Source organism: Clostridium gallinarum (genome assembly GCF_014836325.1).
Lineage (GTDB): Bacteria > Bacillota > Clostridia > Clostridiales > Clostridiaceae > Clostridium > Clostridium gallinarum.
In genome coordinates this window covers 34,504-55,970 of record NZ_JACSQZ010000004.1, presented here as the reverse complement: position 1 = coordinate 55,970, position 21,467 = coordinate 34,504, and the positions used below count along the sequence as shown (strand labels likewise).

The window sequence follows — 21,467 nt, the reverse complement described above, 5'->3', positions numbered from 1 at the left end:
ATGGAAAATAATAAGTAGATTAAGGCTATTAAATATTATTTAAATTACGAGAAGAGATTAAGGGTTAGTTATAAGGAGTTAGGTATGAATCAATATAGAATATTTGAAGGCTTATTTAAAGAATTTTACAAAAGTGAAAATGTAATTATTAATGCTGAGATGAAAAAATATGTTCACTTTAGAGTGGGAGGACCAGCAGATATACTTTTAATTCCTGAAAGTAAAGAACAGGTTATAAAAAGTATAAAAATATGCAAAGAAAATAACATACCTTATTTTGTAGTTGGCAATGGATCTAACTTATTAGTAAAAGATGGTGGAGTAAAAGGTGTAGTAATAAAGTTAAATGAAGTTAAGAATATAAATGTATATGATGAAACTATTGAAGCTGAATGTGGAGCAATGCTTAAGGACGTATCAAATGCTGCATTAGAAAAATCTTTAACAGGATTTGAATTTGCATGTGGAATACCTGGAACTGTAGGTGGAGCTGTATTTATGAATGCAGGAGCATATGATGGGGAAATTTCTCATGTAATAGATAGTGCAGAAGTTATAGATAATGATGGAAACATAAGAACATTGTCAAAAGAAGAGTTAGATTTAGGATATAGATCTTCTATAATAATGAAGAAAAATTATATAGTGTTATCAGCTAAGTTTAATTTAAAGAATGGTGAAGTTAGAAAAATTAAAGAAATAGTAGAAGATTTGACTAATAAAAGAGAATCAAAGCAACCATTAGAATATCCTTCTGCGGGGAGTACATTTAAAAGGCCTACTGGATATTATGCAGGTAAGCTTATACAAGATGCAGGATTAAAAGGATATACTATGGGAGGCGCAGCAGTTTCAGAAAAGCATTCTGGATTTGTAATAAATAAAAATAATGCAACTGCAAAGGACATATTAGATTTAATTGCACATATACAAAATGAAGTTAAAAAGCAATTTGGTGTTGATTTACACCCTGAAGTTAGAATAATAGGTGAAGATAAAAAATAAATAGATTAAATAATAAGAGGAATTTAGTATAAGCTAAGTTCCTTTTTTTAACAAAAAATTAGAAATAAATATAAATGAGAAATATTGACAATAAATAAGAGGTATAATATACTATATTTAAAGTTAAAAATAAATGTTTAAGGGGCTGGATTTATGAAGAGGTTTTATGTTAAAGAAAGATTATTTGCAATAGGAGCTAAGTTTGATATTTATGATGAGAATGATAATAAGATTTTTATTGCAGAGGGAGATAGGTTTGATATAGGAAAAAATATAAGTTTATATGATTTGAATAATAGAAAATTATTATATATGAGACAACAAATTAGGTTAGGAACTCATAAATATATTGCATATGATGAAAATATGAAAGAAATAGCCACAATAAAGAAAGAATTTATGATTCCTGAATATAATATAACGGGAACAGTTGGAATTATGAATATGGATAGCTCAAGCATATTAGGTAGAAATTATGAAATAAAAAGAAATGGAATTATAATAGGGAAAATAAATAAAGAATTAACTTTAGGAAGAGATAGATATTTTCTTGAAGTTATAGATGAATCTTATACTACATTTTTTATAGGACTATTAGTAATGATAGATATGGTTAAATTTCATAAGAATAATTAACAAATTTTAAAGGAGAAGAGATAAAATGATTCATGATATTGATTATGAGATTAAAGGAAATGAAATGCAATTTGTTGAAATTGAATTAGATCCAAGAGAAACTGTTATTGCTGAATCTGGAGCAATGATGATGATGGATAATAGTATTACAATGGATGCTATATTTGGAGATGGTAGTGAAAGGTCTAAATCAGGTGGATTTTTTGGAATGTTAGGAAGTGCAGCCAAAAGAGTTATAACAGGAGAAAGCTTATTTATGACTGCATTTACAAATGAAGGAATGTTAAAGCAAAAAGTAGCTTTTGCAGCACCTTATCCAGGAAAGATACTTCCTATGGATTTAAGAAATCTTGGGGGAAGGTTAATATGTCAAAAGGATTCTTTTTTATGTTGTGCTAAAGGAGTAAGTATAGGAATTGAATTTACTAAAAAGTTAGGGACAGGATTCTTTGGAGGAGAAGGATTTATATTACAAAAGCTTGAGGGGAATGGCTTAGCATTTATACATGCTGGAGGAACAATAGTTAAAAAAAGCTTAATGCCTGGAGAAACTATAAAGATAGATACAGGTTGTTTAGTTGCTATGACTCAAAATGTTCGTTATGACATACAATTTGTAGGTGGAATAAAAAATGCAGTTTTTGGAGGAGAGGGATTATTCTTTGCTACTTTAACTGGACCTGGTGATGTATGGATTCAAAGTCTTCCATTTAGTAAACTTGCATCTAGAGTATATGCAGCAGCTCCACAAAATATGGGCAAATCTGTGGATGAAGGAAGTCTTCTTGGAACTTTAGGAAATATATTTGAAAAGTAAATAAGAAAGTATAACAGTATAAAGTAATAATTATAGAAAAATGTTATTAATAGAATTAAAGTGTTCTAATAGGGCAAGATGACTTGAAGTAAATTTAAGATCATAAAAAGCCTTAAACAGAACACTTTTATTTATATTGCTAGGGTAAATATGGTATAATTAAGTTAATAGACTATATATTTAGGGAGGTAGCATCATGAGATTTATAATAGTTACAGGATTATCAGGAGCAGGTAAAACAGAGGCAACAAGAAGTCTTGAAGATATGGGATACTTTTGCGTAGATAACCTTCCACCAAAGTTAATACCAAAGTTTGCAGAGGCGTGTGTACAAAGCCAAGGGAAAATAAATAAGGTAGCTTTAGTTATAGACATCAGAGGTGGAATATTCTTTGATGACTTATTTGAAAGCTTAATTTATTTAAAGAAACAGGACTTTAAATATGAGATATTATTTTTAGATGCTTCTGATGAAGTACTGGTTAAGAGATTTAAAGAAAGTAGAAGAAGTCATCCATTAGCACCTGGAAGTAGAATAATTACAGGAATTAATGAAGAGAGAAAAAGGTTAAGAGAAGTAAAGGATAGAGCGGATATAATAATAGATACATCTAAATATGCTATAAAAGATTTAAGAGAAGAGATGACAAAAAATTATGGTGATGTAAAAGAACCAGAAAAAGATCTTTCTGTAACTATTTTAAGCTTTGGATTTAAATATGGAATACCTGTAGACTCAGATCTAGTATTTGATGTTAGGTTTATACCAAATCCATTTTATATTCCAGAACTTAAACCTTATTCAGGAAATGATGAACCAGTTAAAAGATATGTATTAGAACAAGAAGAAACAAAAGGATTTATAAAGAGAGCTGATGAACTTTTAGAATTTTTAATTCCTAACTATAAAAAAGAAGGAAAAAGACAACTTATTATATCTATAGGATGTACAGGGGGAAGACATAGGTCAGTTGCTATAGCAAATAAAATATATGAAAATTTAGCAAGTAGAAATTATAATATATCAGTAGAACATAGAGATATTAGGGAAGATGTACATCAAGGAGCTAAGAAGCTATGAGTATTAAAGAATGGTTAAAACCTGGAGTTAGGATTAAAAGATGGTTTTTCTTTGGAATATTTGGAATTCTTTTAATTGCTTTTGGGTTTACCGAATTGGCAGTGAGAAGGGTATATGATATTTATTACAAAATATTTTATATATTTTTAAATATTACTGGAGTACTTGTAATATATATTTCAGTTGTTGAAAGTATGAAATCAATTATTGCTTTAACTAATAAAGGATATATCCATTTATCATTAGATAGTAGGAAAATGGAAAATTTAATATACGAAAAAAGATTATTAGTAAAGGGGCCTAAAATAGTAGTTGTAGGTGGAGGTACTGGATTATCTACAATGCTTAGAGGATTGAAGTATTATACTTCTAATATTACAGCTATTGTAACTGTAGCAGATGATGGTGGCGGATCTGGAGCTTTAAGAGAAGATTTAGGAATGTTACCTCCAGGAGATATAAGAAACTGTATTTTAGCTTTAGCAGATACAGAGCCTTTAATGGAGGAACTTCTTCAATATAGATTTCCAGATGGAAGATTAAAAAATCAAAGTTTTGGTAATTTATTTTTAGCTGCTATGGATGGAGTAAGTGAAAATTTTGAAGATGCTGTTCAAAAGATGAGCTCAGTTCTTGCGGTTACAGGAAAGGTATTACCTGTAACTTTAGAAGATATGAAGCTAGTAGCTGAGCTTGAAAATGGTAGTAAAATAGAAGGGGAGTCACAAATTCCTGAAGAAGCTATAAAACAAAAAACAAGAATAAAAAAATTAATGATAGAACCTTATGATGCTAAACCACTTCAAGATGCTATTAAAGCAATAGAAGAGGCAGATGCAATAGTATTAGGACCGGGAAGTCTTTATACTAGTATAATACCTAATCTTTTAGTTAAAGATATAGCCGAAAATATTAGAAAAAGTGATGCAATTAAGATTTATATCTCTAATATAATGACACAGCCAGGAGAAACGCAAGGGTTTAAGGCATCAGACCATATAAAAATATTGAAAAAATATGGTGGAAGAGGTATTGTAGATTATGTAATTGCTAATAGAGGAGATATACCTTCTGATATAAAAGAAAAATATCTAAAGGATAATTCACAATTAGTAGATTTAGATAGAAAAGAGCTTAAGAGTTTGGGTGTAGAAATTATAGAAGCATCTTTAGCAAAAATAGAAAAAGGCTATGTTAAGCACGATTCTGAATATTTGGCAGAAGTACTTGTAGATACAATAATGGAAAAGAAGCTACTGTATGATAGAAAGAGAATAATAGAATATATGTATGTTTCTCAAAAGATAAAAGAAAAAGAAAGAAAAAGCAAAGAAAATAAAAATTAATATAATATGGAAGAGAGTAGGGCATATCTACTCTTTTTTAATTGAGTTAGCAATATATAGAAATATATAGAAAACTATAGGGATATTTGCTAAAATATGTTTAAAAGTATATTTTAAATAATCGAAAAGGGGATTATTGATGGAAGTTATAGGGATATTTATTGAGATGATGATTGTTACATTGTTATATGATAAATTATTTAATAACAATGGTAATAAGAAGAAATATTTAGAGTATTCTATAATAGTTATAATATGCAGCATACTATTTTATAAATTTAATACTATTAACAGTATAATAGTTTATATAGTTTTATTAATAGCTGAAATTGTTGCTATAGCATATGTAGATAAGAAGGATAACATATTAGCTTTAACAGAAGTAATTATATCTGTTATAATTGGATTTATATTACAAACTAGTATAGTAACAATATGCTATCTTTTTACTGGAAAAACAAAGGAATATAAAGTGTTACAATTAATACTTTATGTTATAAGTGTATTAGGAATAATGATATTCTTAGATAAAAAGAAAAAGAATATAAATTTTGAGAAATATGTTGAGGATAATATTTTACTTTCAATTATTGCTTTAAACGTATTTACATTATTTATGATATTTAAAATAGTATACGATAATAGAATTTTATATAATAATATAGCACTTCAAATTAATGCTTTTATTTTAATTAATGTATTTTTTAATATAAATTTCTACAGAAATATACATAAAACAATATTGAAAAATAAAAATATTGAAGTAAAAAGTACATATAATCCTCTTATAGATGAAATAATTCAAAATATAAAGGCAAGCGAGCATGAATATAAGAATCATATTAATATGATTTATTCTATGATACAAGTATCTAAGTCAATACCAGAGATTAAAGAAAAGGCTAGTAATTATGTTGGACATATACAAAATAAGAATACATATAGTAAGGTTTTAGATATAGAAAATACTATAATAAAGGCAATTGTATATAGTAAGTTGGTTGAATGTGAGCAGCTAGGGATAAATTTAAATTATGAAATTAAGACAAATATGAAAAATTCATATATTGATGATACAGAAATAACTATACTTTTAAGTAACTTATTAAATAATGCTATTGAGGCAACTAAAAAGGCTACTAACAAAAAGATAATGTTAGATATAAGATATATAGAAAGATATAAAATACAGGTGAAGAATGGTATTTCAGGATTAGACATAGATTCTGAAGAAATAGAAAATTTCTTTAAAAAAGGTTTTTCTAGTAAGGGAAAAGGTAGAGGGTATGGGTTGTTTAACGTAAAGAAAATAGTAAAGAAATATAAAGGAAATATTTACGCTAGGGTAGAGGAAGATTTTTTAGTAATAGATATATATATTTAGATTTAAACTATAATTTACATATAAATTTTTATTATTATTTATGTTATAATTACATGATAACAATACTAAATAAGGAGAAATAGGCAATATGTCATTTTCATCAAAAGTTAAAGGAGAAATTTGCAGACATTCAGAATTGTCAAAAGATGAGGCTTTAGCTGAAATTTCGGCAATAATGAAAGTAAGTGGAACAATATCTTTTAATGGGTTAGGGTTATCCTTTAGAATTACCACTGAAAATCCAGCATCTGCAAGACACATATTTAGTTTGCTTAAAGAGCATTTTAATATACATTCAAAATTAATGGTAAAAAAGAGTAATTCTTTAAAAAAGAATAATATATATATGGTTCTTATTGAAGAAAATATGGGAGTTAGAGATCTTTTAAGGGATACAGGCATACTTTCAGAAATTGAAGGAGTCTTAACCTTAAATTATAGAATAAATCAAGAAATGGTCCAATCAGATGAGCTGAAAAGAGCATATATTAGAGGTGCTTTTATAGGTGGAGGAAGTATAAGCAATCCTGAAAAGACTTATCACTTAGAGTTTGTAACACATAGCGAAGAATATGCTAGAGACTTATGTGCTTTAATTAATACCTTTGGACTAAATTCAAAGGTTATACAAAGAAAAAATAGCTTTATAATTTATTTAAAAGAAGGAGAACAAATTTCAAATCTTTTAAGTATTATAGGAGCTCACACTTCATTATTAGAATTAGAGAATATAAGAATAATGAAGGAAATGAGAAATAATGTGAATAGACTTGTAAATTGCGAAACAGCTAATTTAAGCAAAACTGTTAATGCTGCTGTTAGACAAGTTGAAAGTATAAAGCTTATACAAAAAGAAATTGGACTACAAAGATTACCAAAGAACTTAAGGGAAGTAGCTGAGCTTAGATTAAGCTATCCAGATGAATCCTTAAAAGAATTGGGTGAAATGCTAAATCCACCTGTAGGTAAATCTGGTATTAATCATAGATTAAGAAAAATAGAAAAAATAGCGGAAGAAATAAGATCAGGAACTTATTAAAATGAAGAATGAAGAGTTAAGAATGTAGAATTTATGAAGAAACTCAGCGAGCTGAGTTTCTAAATTTTAATTATGGTAATTTGGAACAAATTACTTCCTTAATTTTTAATTTTTCATTCTTAATTATTAATTACAAGCACGTAGTGCTTGTCAAGGAGGTGTTTAAATGGATAAAAAATTTACTCACTTACATCTGCATACAGAGTATAGTTTGCTTGATGGTTCTGGGAAGGTTAAAAAGATAATTAGCAAAGCCAAAGAATTAGGCATGGATAGTATTGCAATTACTGACCATGGAGTTATGTATGGATGTGTTAATTTTTATAAAGAGGCTGTTGAACAAGGAATTAAGCCTATTTTAGGGTGTGAAGTTTATGTAGCAGCAAAGTCTATGGATATAAAACTAAATGATAAAGAGAATAGTACACATCATTTAGTTTTATTAGTTAAAAATGAAGTTGGATATAAAAATTTAATGGAGATAGTATCTGAGGCTTCTATTAGAGGGTTTTATTATAAGCCAAGAGTTGACCATGAGTTTTTAAGAGAACATAGTGAAGGACTTATAGCATTAAGTGCATGTCTAGGTGGGGAAGTTCAACGTTGGCATCTTAAAGATAATTATGAAAAGGCAAAAGAAGTTGCACTTTTATATAGTGATATTTTTAAAGAAGGTTTTTATTTAGAAATACAAAATCATGGAATGGATGAGCAAAGGAAGGTTACAGAAGCTAATATTAAGTTATCTAAGGAAACTGGAATTCCTTTAGTTGCAACTAATGATGTACATTACATAAATCAAAAGGATTCAGCAGCACATGATATATTGATGTGTATACAAACAGGTAAAACTATTGAAGATACTAATAGAAGAAGATATCCTTCGGATCAGTTTTACTTAAAATCACCAGAAGAAATGTGGGATATGTTTTCATATGTTCCAGAAGCTTTGGAGAATACAACTAAGATTGCAAATGAATGTAACTTTGATTATGAATTTCATGTATCTAAATTACCGAAGTTTCCTGTACCAGAAGGTCTAGAGCCTTTTATTTACTTAAGAAATCTTTGTTATTCTGGGCTAATAGAGAGATATGAAGTATTTAAAGAAGTACAGAATAAACCACTAAATGTTGAAAATGTTGTGGATTATTATAAAAATAATGAAGAAGCTTGTGGATATATTGAAAGATTAGAATACGAGTTATCAGTAATTAAGCAAATGGGATATGTAGATTATTTCTTAATTACATGGGATTTTATAAGATTTGCAAATGAAAATGGAATCCCAACTGGCCCAGGACGTGGATCTGCAGCAGGTTCAATAGTCGCATATACCTTAGGAATAACGAAAATAGATCCAATAAAGTATAGCTTATTATTTGAAAGATTTTTAAATCCTGAAAGAGTAAGTATGCCAGATATAGATTCTGATTTTTGTTATGAAAGAAGACAGGAAGTTATAGATTACGTTGTAGATAAATACGGAGTAAACAATGTATCACAAATTATAACCTTTGGAACAATGGCACCAAGAATTTGTATTAGAGATGTAGGTAGAGCAATGAATTATTCTTATGCAGAAGTAGATAGAATTGCTAAAATGATACCTACAATGCTAGGAATAACTATAGATAAAGCTTTAGAAATAAATCCTGAACTTAAAGCTGCTTATAATAATGAAGAAAGAGTAAGGCAGTTAATAGATCTTAGTAAGGATTTAGAAGGTATTCCAAGACATTCATCAACTCATGCAGCAGGAGTTGTAATAGCTTCTAAGCCATTAGTTGAATATGTGCCACTTCAAAAGAATGAAGATTCCATAGTAGCACAATTTGATATGACAACCTTAGAAGAATTAGGGCTTCTTAAAATGGATTTCCTTGGACTAAGAACATTAACTGTTATGAATGATGCAGTTAAAATAATTAAAGAAAATCAAGGAATAGATATAAATTTAGATAAAATAAACTTTGAAGATAAAGAAGTTTACAAGATGCTTGGTGAAGGAAAAACGTCAGGAGTATTCCAATTAGAATCAGCAGGTATGACTTCATTCATGAAAGAATTAAAGCCAGACTGTTTAGAAGATATAATAGCCGGAATATCCCTTTATAGACCAGGTCCTATGGCAGAAATTCCAAGATATGTAGAGTGTAAACAAAATCCAGATAAGGTTGAATACGTAGTACCAGAATTAGAAGATATATTAAATGTTACTTATGGTGTTATGGTTTATCAAGAGCAGGTTATGGAAATAGTAAGAAAACTTGCTGGATATTCAATGGGAAGAAGTGACCTTGTAAGAAGAGCTATGTCTAAGAAAAAGCATAAGGTCATGGAAGAAGAACGTAAAAACTTTATTTATGGTGTAGTAGATGAAAATGGTAATGTAGAAGTTCCAGGCTGTAAAAGAAATGGAATTTCAGAAGAAGCTGCAAACAAGATCTTTGATCAAATGATGGACTTTGCAAGTTATGCATTTGAATTAAATTTCATATAAAATATTTAAGAGTATAAAGTATTCCAACTGAAGAATAATAAACTAAGAGGTGCTTTGTTGGAATGAAAAAAAGTTATAATAATTTAAATTTGAATGATAAAAAGAAAATTATAGATTTTTATTATAGTAATAAAAGCATATGTTTTGAGGAGATTTCAGATGTATTAGGTGTTTCTTGTAGGAGCGTAAGTAGAGTTTTACAAGAAGCAAAAATAAATACAAGACTAAAGAATAGATATACTTTAAATGATAATTATTTTAATATAATTGATTGCCAAGAGAAAGCATATATACTTGGATTTATATATGCAGATGGGTTTGTAGGAGATGAAAAACATAATAATATAGTTATTTCTATAAATGATAGAGATTTATTAGAGGAGATTGCTAGCCTTTTGAACTTCACAGGAAGCATAAGAGGAACTTCTAAAGGAGGATTCGAAAACTCGAAGGAAGGATTTAGTTTGAATTTCTCATCCTCAATAATGGCAACTAGATTAAGAGAAATAGGATTATATCCTAATAAATCACTAACATTAATTAAATTTCCTAAAATAAGAAAAGATTTAGAACGTCATTTTATTAGAGGATATTTTGATGGTGATGGTAGTATATATTTATCTCATAATACAACATACCATATGATAACTGGAGAAAAGAAAAAGTATATATATCCTACGTATTGTTTTAGTATTTTAGGTACATTTGAATTTTTAAAAGAAATTGAATATAGAGCTAATTTTAAGTTTTCTAAGATTAGAGATACTAGAACTAGAGAAATAAAGTCATTAGAAATATGTGCTAAAAAAGAATTTGATTATATTTTTAAATATTTATATAATGATTCAACTATAAAATTAGACAGAAAATATCAAAAGTGGAATTTAATAAAGAGTGCCTTTATAGAGAAATCTGTAAAGAAAATAAGGTGAATTGCGGGGAAGGCCTTAGAGCCTTAAATACTAACTTAATCTAGCAATAGAATTAAGGGCCTAGAGTAACTATCTAGGGTAAAGTAAAAAGTTTAAGGATTGGTTAATCCGCAGCCAAGTCTCCTAGAAATAGGTTAAAGGTTCAGAGACTAGATAAAGTATCCTAAGTATTAATAGTTTAATATATGGAGAAATATCCGAGAGTGCCTTATACCCAATAAATTTGGGTAATGATATAGTCCGATCTCTATAGAAATATAGAGTCTGAGATAATCTCAGAATAACACAAATGTCAACAAGTCCCATGCAGCAGCTTATGCAGTTATAGGATATCAAACTGCATATTTAATGAAATATTATCCTGTAGAAACTATAGCAGCCATGCTTAATTCAGTTATGGGAACAAGTGAAAAAGTAGCCCATTATATAGCTTTTGCTGAAAGTTTAGGGATACAAGTGTTACCACCTGATATTAATGAAAGTTATTCTAAGTTTACTGTTAAAGGTGATAAAATAAGATTCGGATTAGCAGCTATAAAAAATGTTGGTTATAACGTTGTTGAAACTATAGTAGAATCTAGAAATAGTAAGGGAAGTTTTGAATCTCTTATAGATTTTATAAATAAAATAGATTTATCTTCTGTAAATAAGAGGGCTATAGAAAGTTTAATTAAAGCAGGAGCCTTAGATGAATTTAAGATTTATAGATCAAAATTACTAGCAGTTTATGAAAAGCTAATGGATGGAGTAGCAAGCGAAAAGAAAAGAAATATAGATGGGCAAATAAGTTTGTTTGGATTAGAAGAAGAGTTAGAGCTTCCAGAAGTAAATTATCCTAATATTAAAGAGTTCGCTAAGAAAAATTTATTAGCTATGGAAAAAGAAATGACAGGATTATATTTATCTGGTCATCCGTTAGATGAATATGCGGATAGTTTAAAAGTTCAAACATCAACTAATATAGAAAAAGTATATAAGTCCTATGAGATTATAAAAGAAACATTTAATATAAGTGATTTGCCTGAAGATATAATTCATGATGAAGAAAGGGTTATACTTGGAGGAATAATAGCTGAATATAATCAAAAAATAACTAGAAATAATACTATGATGGCCTTCTTAAAGCTTGAGGATTTAACGGGAATAATTGAAGTTATAGTATTCCCAAAGACTTTAGATAAAGTAAGAGAAAAATTAAGAGAAGATGCTTTAGTAGTAATTAAAGGAAGAGTAAATATAAAAGAAGATGAACTTCCAAAGTTAATTTGCGAAAGTATTGAACCTTTAGAAAAAATTAATACATCTAAGGTTTATTTAAGAGCTAAGAACTTGGAAGAAGGAAAGGCTTTAATGAAAGAATTAAAGAATATGCCAGAATATTATAAGGGTGATACTACTGTATATATGTTTACAGAAAATGATAGAAAAAATTACAGAATGCCAAAGGATATTTGGGTTAATCTTGAATCAGATGCTATTTCCTACTTAAAAGAATTAATTGGTGAAGAAAATGTTAAAGTTATAGAATAAATATGATAAATCTACAAGGCTATAAATAAAATTTAATTTAGCTTTGTAGATTTAATTTTTAGATAAATTTATTATATAATCAAAAATTTATAAAAATTATTAATTGTAAAAATGCTTATATTTATAAAAAATGATTTTATAAATAATTAAATAAAAAATTTGAAAAAACAAATAATAAAAATTTATTATTTAATAGATAAATGGTATTGATTTAGGTTATAATATAAATTATAAGATATAAAAAAGTCGATAAATATCATATTATTGTTCTTATTTTAGTTGCATAAAATTAGCTAAGCAAGTACAATAAATAAGGTAATTAAAATTATTAAAAACTAAATAAGTGGTAAATTTTTAAATTATTATAGTTAATAAAAAATGCATAATTTCACAAAGAGTGGGACAACCTTTGTCCCGGTGGTATTAAGGAGGAAACAACATGAAAAAAATAGCTATTTTAACTAGTGGTGGAGATGCTCCAGGAATGAACGCAGCAATAAGAGCTGTTGTAAGAACTGCTTTACATCATGGAATTGAAGTAATGGGAGTTCAAAGAGGATATAGTGGTTTAATTAATGGTGAATTATTCCCAATGAATAGATCATCAGTATCAGATATTATTCACAGAGGTGGAACAATACTAAGAACTGCTAGATGCGCTGAGTTTAAAAAAGAAGAAGTAAGAATCAGAGCTACTAAAATATTAAAAGCTTATGGTGTAGATGCCTTAGTAGTTATTGGTGGAGATGGATCATTTACAGGAGCTAAACTTTTATCAAAGTTAGGTGTTAAAACTGTAGGATTACCAGGAACTATCGATAATGATTTAACTTATACTGACTTTACAATTGGATTTGATACGGCTTTAAATACAGTAATAGATGCAATAGATAAAATTAGAGATACATCAACTTCTCATGAAAGAGTTTCAATAGTTGAAGTTATGGGAAGAGATTGTGGTGATTTAGCTTTATATGCAGGTATAGCAGGAGGAGCTGAATATATAATTACACCTGAAAAAGGATTTGACAAAGATGAACTTTGTAAAGTAATTCTAGAAGGAAAGAGAAATGGAAAAATCCATAATCTTGTTTTATTAGCAGAAGGTGTTGGTGGAGCTCAAGCTTTAGCAGAATACGTTGAAAGTGTTACAGGAATTGAAACAAGAGCAACAGTTTTAGGACATATTCAAAGAGGTGGTAGCCCAACGGTTACAGATAGAGTATTAGCTTCTAGAATGGGATCTAAAGCAGTTGAAGTACTTTTAGAAGGTAAGACTTCAAGAGTTATAGGAATTAGAAATAACGAGATAATTGATCAAGATATAGATGAAGCTTTAGCATTAGAAAGAAAATTTGATGAAAAATTATTTGAATTAGCAGATGAAATTTCATCTTAAACTATAATACCTTGATTTATTACTCAAAATATATATGACTATATTTAGTCAAAAATAAAAAATTATACTTAAAGGAGTGTTTATTACATGAGAAAAACTAAGATGATCTGTACTGTAGGACCAGCTAGTGAAAGCCCAGAAATATTATCACAAATTATTGAAGCGGGAATGAATGCATCAAGACATAACTTCTCACATGGAGATCATGCAGAGCATGCTACTAGAATAAACTTAGTAAAAGAATTAGCTAAGAAACATAATAAAGAAATAGCTATAATGTTAGATACTAAGGGACCAGAAATAAGAACTGGTAAATTTGAACCTAAAAAAGTTGAATTAAAATCAGGAGATGATTTTGCTATATATGCTGGTGGAGATGTTGTAGGTGATACAACTCAATGTACAGTAACTTACGAAGGATTAGCAAATGATGTTAAGCCAGGAGATACTATATTAATCGATGATGGTTTAGTAGGATTAAGAGTTGAATCAATCGAAGGAAACAAAATTAACTGTAAAGTTATGAATACTGGATTTGTTGGAACTCACAAAGGAGTTAACGTTCCAGGAGTATCAATCAAATTACCAGCTTTAACTGAAAAAGATATAGCTGACTTAAAATTTGGTTGTGAAATAGGTGTAAACTTAGTTGCAGCATCATTCATAAGAAAAGCAGCAGATGTTGAAGCAATAAGAAAAGTTTTAGTTGAAAATGGTGGAGAAAACATTCAAATATTCTCAAAGATAGAAAACCAAGAAGGTGTTGATAATATAGATTCTATATTAGAAGCTTCTGATGGAATAATGGTTGCTAGAGGAGACCTAGGTGTTGAAATACCAATGGAAAAACTTCCAGCAGTTCAAAAAATGATAATAGAAAAATGTAATAACGCAGGAAAGCCAGTTATAACAGCTACACAAATGTTAGATTCTATGATAAGAAACCCAAGACCAACAAGAGCTGAAGTATCAGACGTTGCTAATGCAATATATGATGGAACTGATGCTATAATGTTATCAGGTGAATCAGCAAATGGAGACTGGCCAGTAGAAGCAGTTCAAACTATGGCTAAGATAGCTGTAGAAGCTGAAAAACAATTAAACTATGAAGTAGCTACTTCAAAGGCTACTAAGCACATACCAGCTATAGCAGGAGTTATCTCAAGAGCTGCTGCAAATGCTGCAAATGAATTAAAAGCAGCTGCTATAATTTCATCAACACAAAGTGGTGCTACTGCAAGAAGATTATCTCAATGCAGACCAGATTGTCCAATAGTTGCTGTTACTCCAAATGAAAAAGTTGCTAAGAACTTAGCATTATGCTTCGGAGTTTATCCAGTTGTTTCAGGACAAGTGGAATCAACTGATCATATGATGGAAGAATCAGTTAAAGTAGCAAAAGCTAATGGATTTGTTACAGAAGGAGATACTGTAGTAATAGCTGCAGGAGTTCCAGTACATGAAGTTGGAGCAACTAACTTATTAAAGATTAGTGTAATAGAATAATTCTTCAAAAAAAGAAGCTTTCATTGAAGGCTTCTTTTTTAATATAAAATAAAATAGTTCTATAATGATAAAAATATTATATAAATAAATGAGAATGGTTATCATAAAAAACAATAAAAAGAAGAAATATAGTAATATAATGTATAACTATAGTTATAAATAAGTATAAAAATAGATAGTTAACAAAAAGTTAACATTTATATTGATAAAGTTTAAGTTATAATGTATATTATGAAATGAATAAAGTAATAATATTAGTATGGAATTAAATGGCAACTAATTCTGGATTTGGGCATCGTATGATGCCTATTTTTTTTGAATCTTTTTAACATTTATATAAAGAAATGAATATAATTTATTTTTAAAGCTTGTGATGAATTCCCCATTTGAGAATAATTAAGTTAAAAGTAGGTGTATATTAGCAAAGAGAATTTTGTTATATACACCTTTTGTAATTTAGATATTTTTATGCTATTATTAGATGAAACTTTAGGAATAATTAAATTTACAAGGTTTTAAGAGGTGAATAATTTGGTTGAAAAGAACAATGAATATATATTAGATATAATAGGTATAGGCTATGAAGGAGAAGGTATAGCTAAAGTAGAAGGATATCCTATCTTTATAGAAGGGGCTATTTTAGGAGAAAAAGTTAGAGTTTTAATAGTAAAAGCTAAAAAAAGCTATGCTTATGGAAAATTATTAGAGGTAATAGAAGCTTCAGAAGATAGAATAGAACCAAAGTGTAAGGTATATAAAAGATGTGGTGGATGTACAGTTCAGCATATGAACTATAAAAAGCAATTAGATTATAAATTTGAAAGAGTTAAAGATTGTATTTCTAAAATTGGGGGATTAAATAGTGAATTAGTTAAGTATCCTATAGGGATGGAACTTCCAGAAAGATATAGAAATAAAGTTCAACTGCCAGTTGGATTAGTAAAAGGTGAGTTAAATATAGGTTTTTATGCGCCAAGAAGTCATAATATAATTGATTTAGAAACTTGTCTAATTCAAGATGAAATAGCTGATAAGGTTACAAGTATAGCAAAAAAGTGGATGAAAAATTATAATATAGAACCAGCTAGTATAGATGGTATATTTAATAAGAATGGATTAATAAGACATATAATGATACGTAAGGGATTTACTACTAATGAAGTTATGGTGGTTCTAGTATCAACAAAAAAGAATGTTCCATATATTGGTGAATTTATAAATGAAATAAAAAATAATATAGAAGGAATAAAAAGTATAATTTTAAATATAAATAGTGAAAATACAAATGTTATTTTAGGGCAAGAATGTATAACCTTATGGGGAGAAGATACTATAACTGACTATATAGAAAACTTTAAATTCAATATTTCACCGCTTTCATTTTTCCAAGTGAATCCTGTACAAACAGAAAAATTATATTCAAAGGCTTTAGAATATGCTGGATTAACAGGAGAAGAAACTGTTTTTGATGCTTATTGTGGAACAGGAACAATTACACTTTTCCTTTCACAAAAAGCGAAGAAAGTATATGGAGTTGAAATAATTGAGCCAGCTATAATCAATGCTAGAGAAAATGCTAGAATTAATAATGTTGAAAATGCTGAATTCTTCGTGGGGAAATCTGAAGAAGTAATACCAGATTTAATAGCAAAAGGTATAATACCAGATGTTATAGTGGTAGACCCACCAAGAAAGGGTTGCGATATAAAACTATTAGAGGCTATTGGTGAAGCAAAGCCAGAAAGAGTTGTATATGTTTCCTGTGATCCAAGTACCTTGGCAAGGGATTTAAAGATATTAGAGGAAAAAGGGTATAGAACTGAAAAAGTTCAACCTGTTGATATGTTTCCACATACAAGTCATGTTGAAAATGTTGCACTATTAACTAGAAATTAGAATTATGAATAAATGTTAGAAGGTTATTTAAGGGATTAAAGATTAAACCCAAAAGTGTGAAATATTTAAAGATATTGGAATGTGATATATAAGTAAACTCTTCATTACTGAAATTATTTTAGTAATGAAGAGTTTTTTATTATTGAAAATAAAGATTATGTACAGAATAATCATGAAAAATACCATATTAAGCATAAGTTATTGAATAGGAATTTAAGAAAAGATAAAATAGTAATACAAAATAATAACATATCGATAAAAAAATTATAGTATTAGTATTAAAAAAATAAAAAAATGGGGGTAAAAATATGACAGGGTTTATTTCATTATCAAAAGAAAATTTTCAAAGAGAGGTTATGGAAGCAGAGGGTCTAGTTTTTATAGACTTTCATACTAAGGGGTGTGGACCGTGTGGACTAATACCACCTATTATGAAAAAGTTAAAAGAAAAGTATGCTGATAGATTAAAAGTTTGTGAATATGATGTAAAACTTGAGGATCTTATTGCTAAGTCTGATGATGTAGTAGAAAAATATAAGGTTTATGGATTTCCTAATATAATTATTTTTAAAAATGGAGAAGTTAAAGAGAATATTTTAGGTATATATAATATAGATGCTTTTATAGATGCAATAGAAAAAAATCTATAATTAGACTTAAGATATATAAAGAGAGGGTTAATTTTTATAAAGTTAAGAGAATTTATGAAAGGATGATATTTTTTGAATAATAAAGATAAAGAAAATAAAATTGAAAAGCGACCAATCTGGAAATCTTATCTTAAGTTAATGTTTAAAGCTAAATTACCTTATTTCTTAATCTTGTTATGTATTATATTTCAGTTGTTATATTCAAAGTTACAATTTTTATTTCCTGGATATTCTCAACAAATATTAGCAGGAGATATTTCAAAACCAGTTATTTATGGGGCTATAGCTGTTATTATAGGAAGAACTATTTTAGATGGAATTATTAGAGTGACTTCTAAAATAACAAATTTTAAAATAGATAAAGGGTTTAGAAAATTAGTTTGGAATAAATTATTACATTCACCTATTTCATTATTTGATAAAGAAAAGCCAAATGAATTAGTAAGTCGTACGGCAGCAGATACAGCTAATATAAGTATGATATTTTCTTATATAATACCATCAACAATTGGAATGCTGTATTTTACTTATACAACCATTCAGGAATTATTTTCATATAATTGGAGCTTAGGAGCAATACAACTAGCATATATACCAATTTATTTAGGATTAACTATTTGGTATGGAAGTTGGCAATATAAAACTAATAAGAAGGTTCAAGAAAAATTATCAAAACTAACGCAATTTTTATCAGAACTACTTGGTAATATGCCTTTAATAAAAGCCTTTGCTAATGAGAAGAAAGAAGAAAAAAGAGGTAGAGATATAGTTGATGGATTCTATAAAGCTTCATTAGTAAGAAGTCTTATTGATTGGGCGGAAGTACCTGTTTCAGGAGTTTTATCTCTTATTCAATCTGTTATAGTTATTATTTCAGGAATTTATTTAGTATCAAGGGATATTATTACAATAGATATTTGGATAGCATATTTCTTATATGTTGATATGCTTTATGGAGTATTAAATACCTTTGTATATATGTATTTAGATGTTAAAAGAAGTCAAGGAGCTACTTCTAGAATTTCCGAGTTATTAGATGGAGAAGAAGAAGAATATAATGGAATCAAAGTTATAGAAAAAATTGATGAGAATTTAGCTTTTGAAAATGTATCATTTGGATATGGAGAAAAGCAAGTTTTATCTAATATTAGCTTCAATGTACCATATGGCAAAACAACAGCAATTGTTGGTGAGTCTGGAGGGGGAAAGACTACTATATTATCGTTGATTCAAAGATTTTATAAGCCAAATTCAGGAGAAATTAAATTTGGTAATACTTCAATAAATGAATTAAATTTAAAAGAGTGGAGAAATGTATTTAGTTATGTTTCTCAAGATAGCCCTTTGTTATCTGGTACTATAAAGGAAAATATTATATATGGAGTTAACCGTGAAGTAAGTGAAGAAGAATTAATTGAAGTATCTAAAGTTGCTAACTTATTAGAAGTTGTAGATGCATTTCCTAATAAATTTGAAACACAGGTAGGGGAAAGTGGATCTAGGCTTTCAGGAGGACAAAGACAAAGAATAGCAATAGCCAGAGCACTTTTAAGAGATTCACAAGTGTTATTACTTGATGAACCTACTACAAATTTAGATAACCAATCTGAAAAGACAATTCAGGAAGCTATGGATAATTTGCTGAAGGATAGAACAACAATAGTAATAGCTCATGATTTATCTACAATTAAAGATGCAAATCAAATAGTTGTAATTGATTCAGGAGAGGTTAAGGGAATTGGAACTCATGATGAGTTATTAAAAAACAATGAAGTATATAAATTGCTTGTTAATGGTTGTACTCAAGGATTAATAGGGAGAAATATATAATTTAAATAATCTTTTGAATCTAATATAAAAGGGGGCGCAAATAATGGAGAGTACTAAAAAACAAAGTTGGAAATCCTTTTTTAAACTTATATTTAAGTCAAAATTACCATGGCATTTATATATTTTAGCATTTTTAGCAAGTATATTTGGAACTAAGTTAGGTCTTGAGTTACCAATGATAATGGGAGAAATTTATGCTGGAAATATATTTGATAAATCTATAGTTATTAAATTAATATATATGACAATATTATCTATTATAGGATATAGTTCAGCATCATTTTTCTATTCATTAGCTGGAGCTAAAACTCCTAGAAATATAAGAAATAATTTATGGTCAAAGCTAATAAGAATACCGATGTCTTATTATAATAAGCAAGAAGGATTATCTCTTGTTAGTAGAGTAACATCAGACCCAACATTCATTAATGTAATAGTTCAAGATACATTTTCAATTGTAAATACTACTTATTCATTTATAGGATCAATAATTATAATGTATGGTATGAATGTTAAACTTACATGGGCTTTACTTCCCATAATACCATATATATTGATAGTTACTTTTGGTGTAGGACATTTTGCACAAAAAGCTCAACAGAAGATACAAAGTAAATATTCAGGACTTACTGCATATTTTGCTGAAAGACTTCCTAAAATTCGTTTGATAAAGATGTTTAATAAGGAAGAAGCTGAAATGGAGCATGCAAATGAAATAATCACAGAACAGTATAAGGCAGAAAGATATAAATCAATAGTTGAATTATTTAGTGAACCTCTTATGCAATCTGTACAAGCAATAACTACAGGAATAGTTTTAATTTATGGTGCAGTTATGGTAAATGCAGGAGAAATTGATACAGGACAACTTATTGCATTTTATATGTACATTGTAAATATTCATAATGCAGTTGTAAGATATGGACAATATATACAATCAGTTAAAGTTGGTAAAGGTGCTTCTGAGAAGATAACTGAAATTATTAATACTAATGATGAAATTGTTAGAAGAGAAGTTTCTCTTGAAGATATTCTTAAGAACTCTAATGGGAATATTAGATTAGAAAATATATCTTTCTCTTATGATAATAAAAAGGTATTAAATAATATAGATATAATTATTCCAGAGAGAAAAGTTACAGCTATTGTTGGTCCATCTGGAGGAGGTAAGACAACTATATTAAATTTACTTGAGAGATTTTATGAACCAAATGAAGGTAGAATATTAATAGGTAATACTCCAGCAGAAAAGGTACATTTAGATGATTGGAGAGAATCATTCGCGTATGTTTCACAAAATAGTCCATTATTATCAGGAAGTATTCGTGATAATATTATTTACGGTGTAAAACGAGATGTAAGTGATGAAGAAATTAGAGAAGCAGCTAGATTAGCTGATGCTCTTGATTTTATAGAAGAATTTCCAGATGGATTTGAATCTGAAGTTGGAGAATTGGCAGCTAAACTTTCAGGCGGGCAACGTCAAAGAATTACACTTGCAAGAGCATTTATAACTAATCCGGAGTATCTTTTATTAGATGAGGCTACATCAAGTTTAGATGCAAACTCTGAAATTGAAGTTAATAAAGGTATAGAGCTATTAATGGAAGGTAGAACAACAATAGTTATAGCCCATAACCTATCTACAGTAAGAAATGCAGAACAAATAGTTGTAATTGATTCTGGAGAAGTAAGCGGAATTGGAAACCATGATGAATTATTTAAAAACAATAAGCTTTACAGAAAGTTAGTAGATATTCAATTTGAAAAAGAGCAAAAATTAGGTGTGATTTAATAATTATATAAAAAATGTATTTGATTTAGAGAAGTCAAATACATTTTTTTGTTATCTAAAAATTTATGTGAAATGCTTTTTGTTGACTTAGGTTTATTCTATGCTAAAATGTATATAT

14 protein-coding genes and 2 pseudogenes are annotated in these 21,467 nt (G+C 28.3%); all 16 read left to right on the top strand.

Translation table 11 applies throughout. The features are described 5' to 3' along the window. Positions 1–84 precede the first annotated feature (84 nt). Positions 85–1,005: a UDP-N-acetylmuramate dehydrogenase gene (gene murB / locus H9660_RS01795; RefSeq protein WP_191747940.1), complete on the top strand. Its 921-nt coding sequence runs from the start codon at positions 85–87 to the stop codon at positions 1,003–1,005. Positions 1,006–1,158: 153 nt separating this feature from the next. Further along, the gene (locus tag H9660_RS01790; RefSeq protein WP_191747938.1) at positions 1,159–1,641 is read left to right on the top strand and encodes an LURP-one-related/scramblase family protein; all 483 of its coding nucleotides are present in this window, start codon (positions 1,159–1,161) and stop codon (positions 1,639–1,641) included. Positions 1,642–1,666: 25 nt separating this feature from the next. Further along, positions 1,667–2,458, top strand: a complete 792-nt coding sequence (locus H9660_RS01785) for a TIGR00266 family protein (RefSeq protein WP_191747936.1) — start codon at positions 1,667–1,669, stop codon at positions 2,456–2,458. A gap of 196 nt (positions 2,459–2,654) precedes the next feature. Continuing rightward, on the top strand, positions 2,655–3,539 hold the full coding sequence (gene rapZ / locus H9660_RS01780) for an RNase adapter RapZ (protein WP_191747934.1): 885 nt from the start codon (positions 2,655–2,657) through the stop codon (positions 3,537–3,539). Beyond that, the gene (locus H9660_RS01775; RefSeq protein WP_191747932.1) at positions 3,536–4,885 is read left to right on the top strand and encodes a gluconeogenesis factor YvcK family protein; all 1,350 of its coding nucleotides are present in this window, start codon (positions 3,536–3,538) and stop codon (positions 4,883–4,885) included. The genes rapZ and H9660_RS01775 overlap by 4 nt, the downstream gene beginning before the upstream one ends. A gap of 139 nt (positions 4,886–5,024) precedes the next feature. After that, positions 5,025–6,269, top strand: coding sequence for a sensor histidine kinase (locus H9660_RS01770; protein WP_191747930.1), 1,245 nt, complete (start codon positions 5,025–5,027; stop codon positions 6,267–6,269). An 88-nt stretch (positions 6,270–6,357) separates the two neighbouring features. Further along, positions 6,358–7,308 (top strand): DNA-binding protein WhiA, encoded by a 951-nt coding sequence (gene whiA, locus H9660_RS01765; RefSeq protein ID WP_191747928.1) that lies wholly within the window; start codon positions 6,358–6,360, stop codon positions 7,306–7,308. Positions 7,309–7,474: 166 nt separating this feature from the next. Beyond that, positions 7,475–9,793 (top strand): annotated as a pseudogene (locus H9660_RS01760) (DNA polymerase III subunit alpha); the annotation flags it as partial. Positions 9,794–9,873: 80 nt separating this feature from the next. Beyond that, positions 9,874–10,743: an LAGLIDADG family homing endonuclease gene (locus H9660_RS01755; protein ID WP_191747925.1), complete on the top strand. Its 870-nt coding sequence runs from the start codon at positions 9,874–9,876 to the stop codon at positions 10,741–10,743. A 294-nt stretch (positions 10,744–11,037) separates the two neighbouring features. Beyond that, a pseudogene (locus tag H9660_RS01750) lies at positions 11,038–12,273 on the top strand (helix-hairpin-helix domain-containing protein); the annotation flags it as partial. Positions 12,274–12,712: 439 nt separating this feature from the next. Beyond that, a complete protein-coding gene (gene pfkA / locus H9660_RS01745; protein ID WP_191747923.1) occupies positions 12,713–13,672 on the top strand; it encodes a 6-phosphofructokinase in 960 nt (319 codons plus the stop codon). An 87-nt stretch (positions 13,673–13,759) separates the two neighbouring features. Beyond that, on the top strand, positions 13,760–15,178 hold the full coding sequence (pyk, locus tag H9660_RS01740; protein WP_191747921.1) for a pyruvate kinase: 1,419 nt from the start codon (positions 13,760–13,762) through the stop codon (positions 15,176–15,178). Between the two features lie 531 nt (positions 15,179–15,709). Next, positions 15,710–17,074 carry a 23S rRNA (uracil(1939)-C(5))-methyltransferase RlmD gene (gene rlmD / locus H9660_RS01735; protein ID WP_191747919.1) on the top strand — a complete coding sequence of 455 codons (1,365 nt, stop codon included), beginning with the start codon at positions 15,710–15,712 and terminating at the stop codon, positions 17,072–17,074. 308 nt (positions 17,075–17,382) lie between these two features. Beyond that, positions 17,383–17,724 carry a thioredoxin family protein gene (locus H9660_RS01730; protein ID WP_191747917.1) on the top strand — a complete coding sequence of 114 codons (342 nt, stop codon included), beginning with the start codon at positions 17,383–17,385 and terminating at the stop codon, positions 17,722–17,724. Between the two features lie 72 nt (positions 17,725–17,796). Then, a complete protein-coding gene (locus tag H9660_RS01725) occupies positions 17,797–19,554 on the top strand; it encodes an ABC transporter ATP-binding protein (protein ID WP_191747915.1) in 1,758 nt (585 codons plus the stop codon). A 43-nt stretch (positions 19,555–19,597) separates the two neighbouring features. After that, on the top strand, positions 19,598–21,349 hold the full coding sequence (locus H9660_RS01720) for an ABC transporter ATP-binding protein (protein WP_191747913.1): 1,752 nt from the start codon (positions 19,598–19,600) through the stop codon (positions 21,347–21,349). Positions 21,350–21,467 lie beyond the last annotated feature (118 nt).

What these genes read in the sequence shown, in the direction of transcription:
- whiA (WP_191747928.1), top strand. Translation starts at nt 6,358, where the DNA reads ATGTCATTTTCATCAAAAGTTAAAGGAGAAATTTGCAGACATTCAGAA.
- H9660_RS01770 (WP_191747930.1), top strand. Translation starts at nt 5,025, where the DNA reads ATGGAAGTTATAGGGATATTTATTGAGATGATGATTGTTACATTGTTA.
- H9660_RS01790 (WP_191747938.1), top strand. Translation starts at nt 1,159, where the DNA reads ATGAAGAGGTTTTATGTTAAAGAAAGATTATTTGCAATAGGAGCTAAG.
- H9660_RS01730 (WP_191747917.1), top strand. Translation starts at nt 17,383, where the DNA reads ATGACAGGGTTTATTTCATTATCAAAAGAAAATTTTCAAAGAGAGGTT.
- H9660_RS01785 (WP_191747936.1), top strand. Translation starts at nt 1,667, where the DNA reads ATGATTCATGATATTGATTATGAGATTAAAGGAAATGAAATGCAATTT.
- pyk (WP_191747921.1), top strand. Translation starts at nt 13,760, where the DNA reads ATGAGAAAAACTAAGATGATCTGTACTGTAGGACCAGCTAGTGAAAGC.
- H9660_RS01755 (WP_191747925.1), top strand. Translation starts at nt 9,874, where the DNA reads ATGAAAAAAAGTTATAATAATTTAAATTTGAATGATAAAAAGAAAATT.
- pfkA (WP_191747923.1), top strand. Translation starts at nt 12,713, where the DNA reads ATGAAAAAAATAGCTATTTTAACTAGTGGTGGAGATGCTCCAGGAATG.
- murB (WP_191747940.1), top strand. Translation starts at nt 85, where the DNA reads ATGAATCAATATAGAATATTTGAAGGCTTATTTAAAGAATTTTACAAA.
- H9660_RS01775 (WP_191747932.1), top strand. Translation starts at nt 3,536, where the DNA reads ATGAGTATTAAAGAATGGTTAAAACCTGGAGTTAGGATTAAAAGATGG.
- rapZ (WP_191747934.1), top strand. Translation starts at nt 2,655, where the DNA reads ATGAGATTTATAATAGTTACAGGATTATCAGGAGCAGGTAAAACAGAG.
- H9660_RS01720 (WP_191747913.1), top strand. Translation starts at nt 19,598, where the DNA reads ATGGAGAGTACTAAAAAACAAAGTTGGAAATCCTTTTTTAAACTTATA.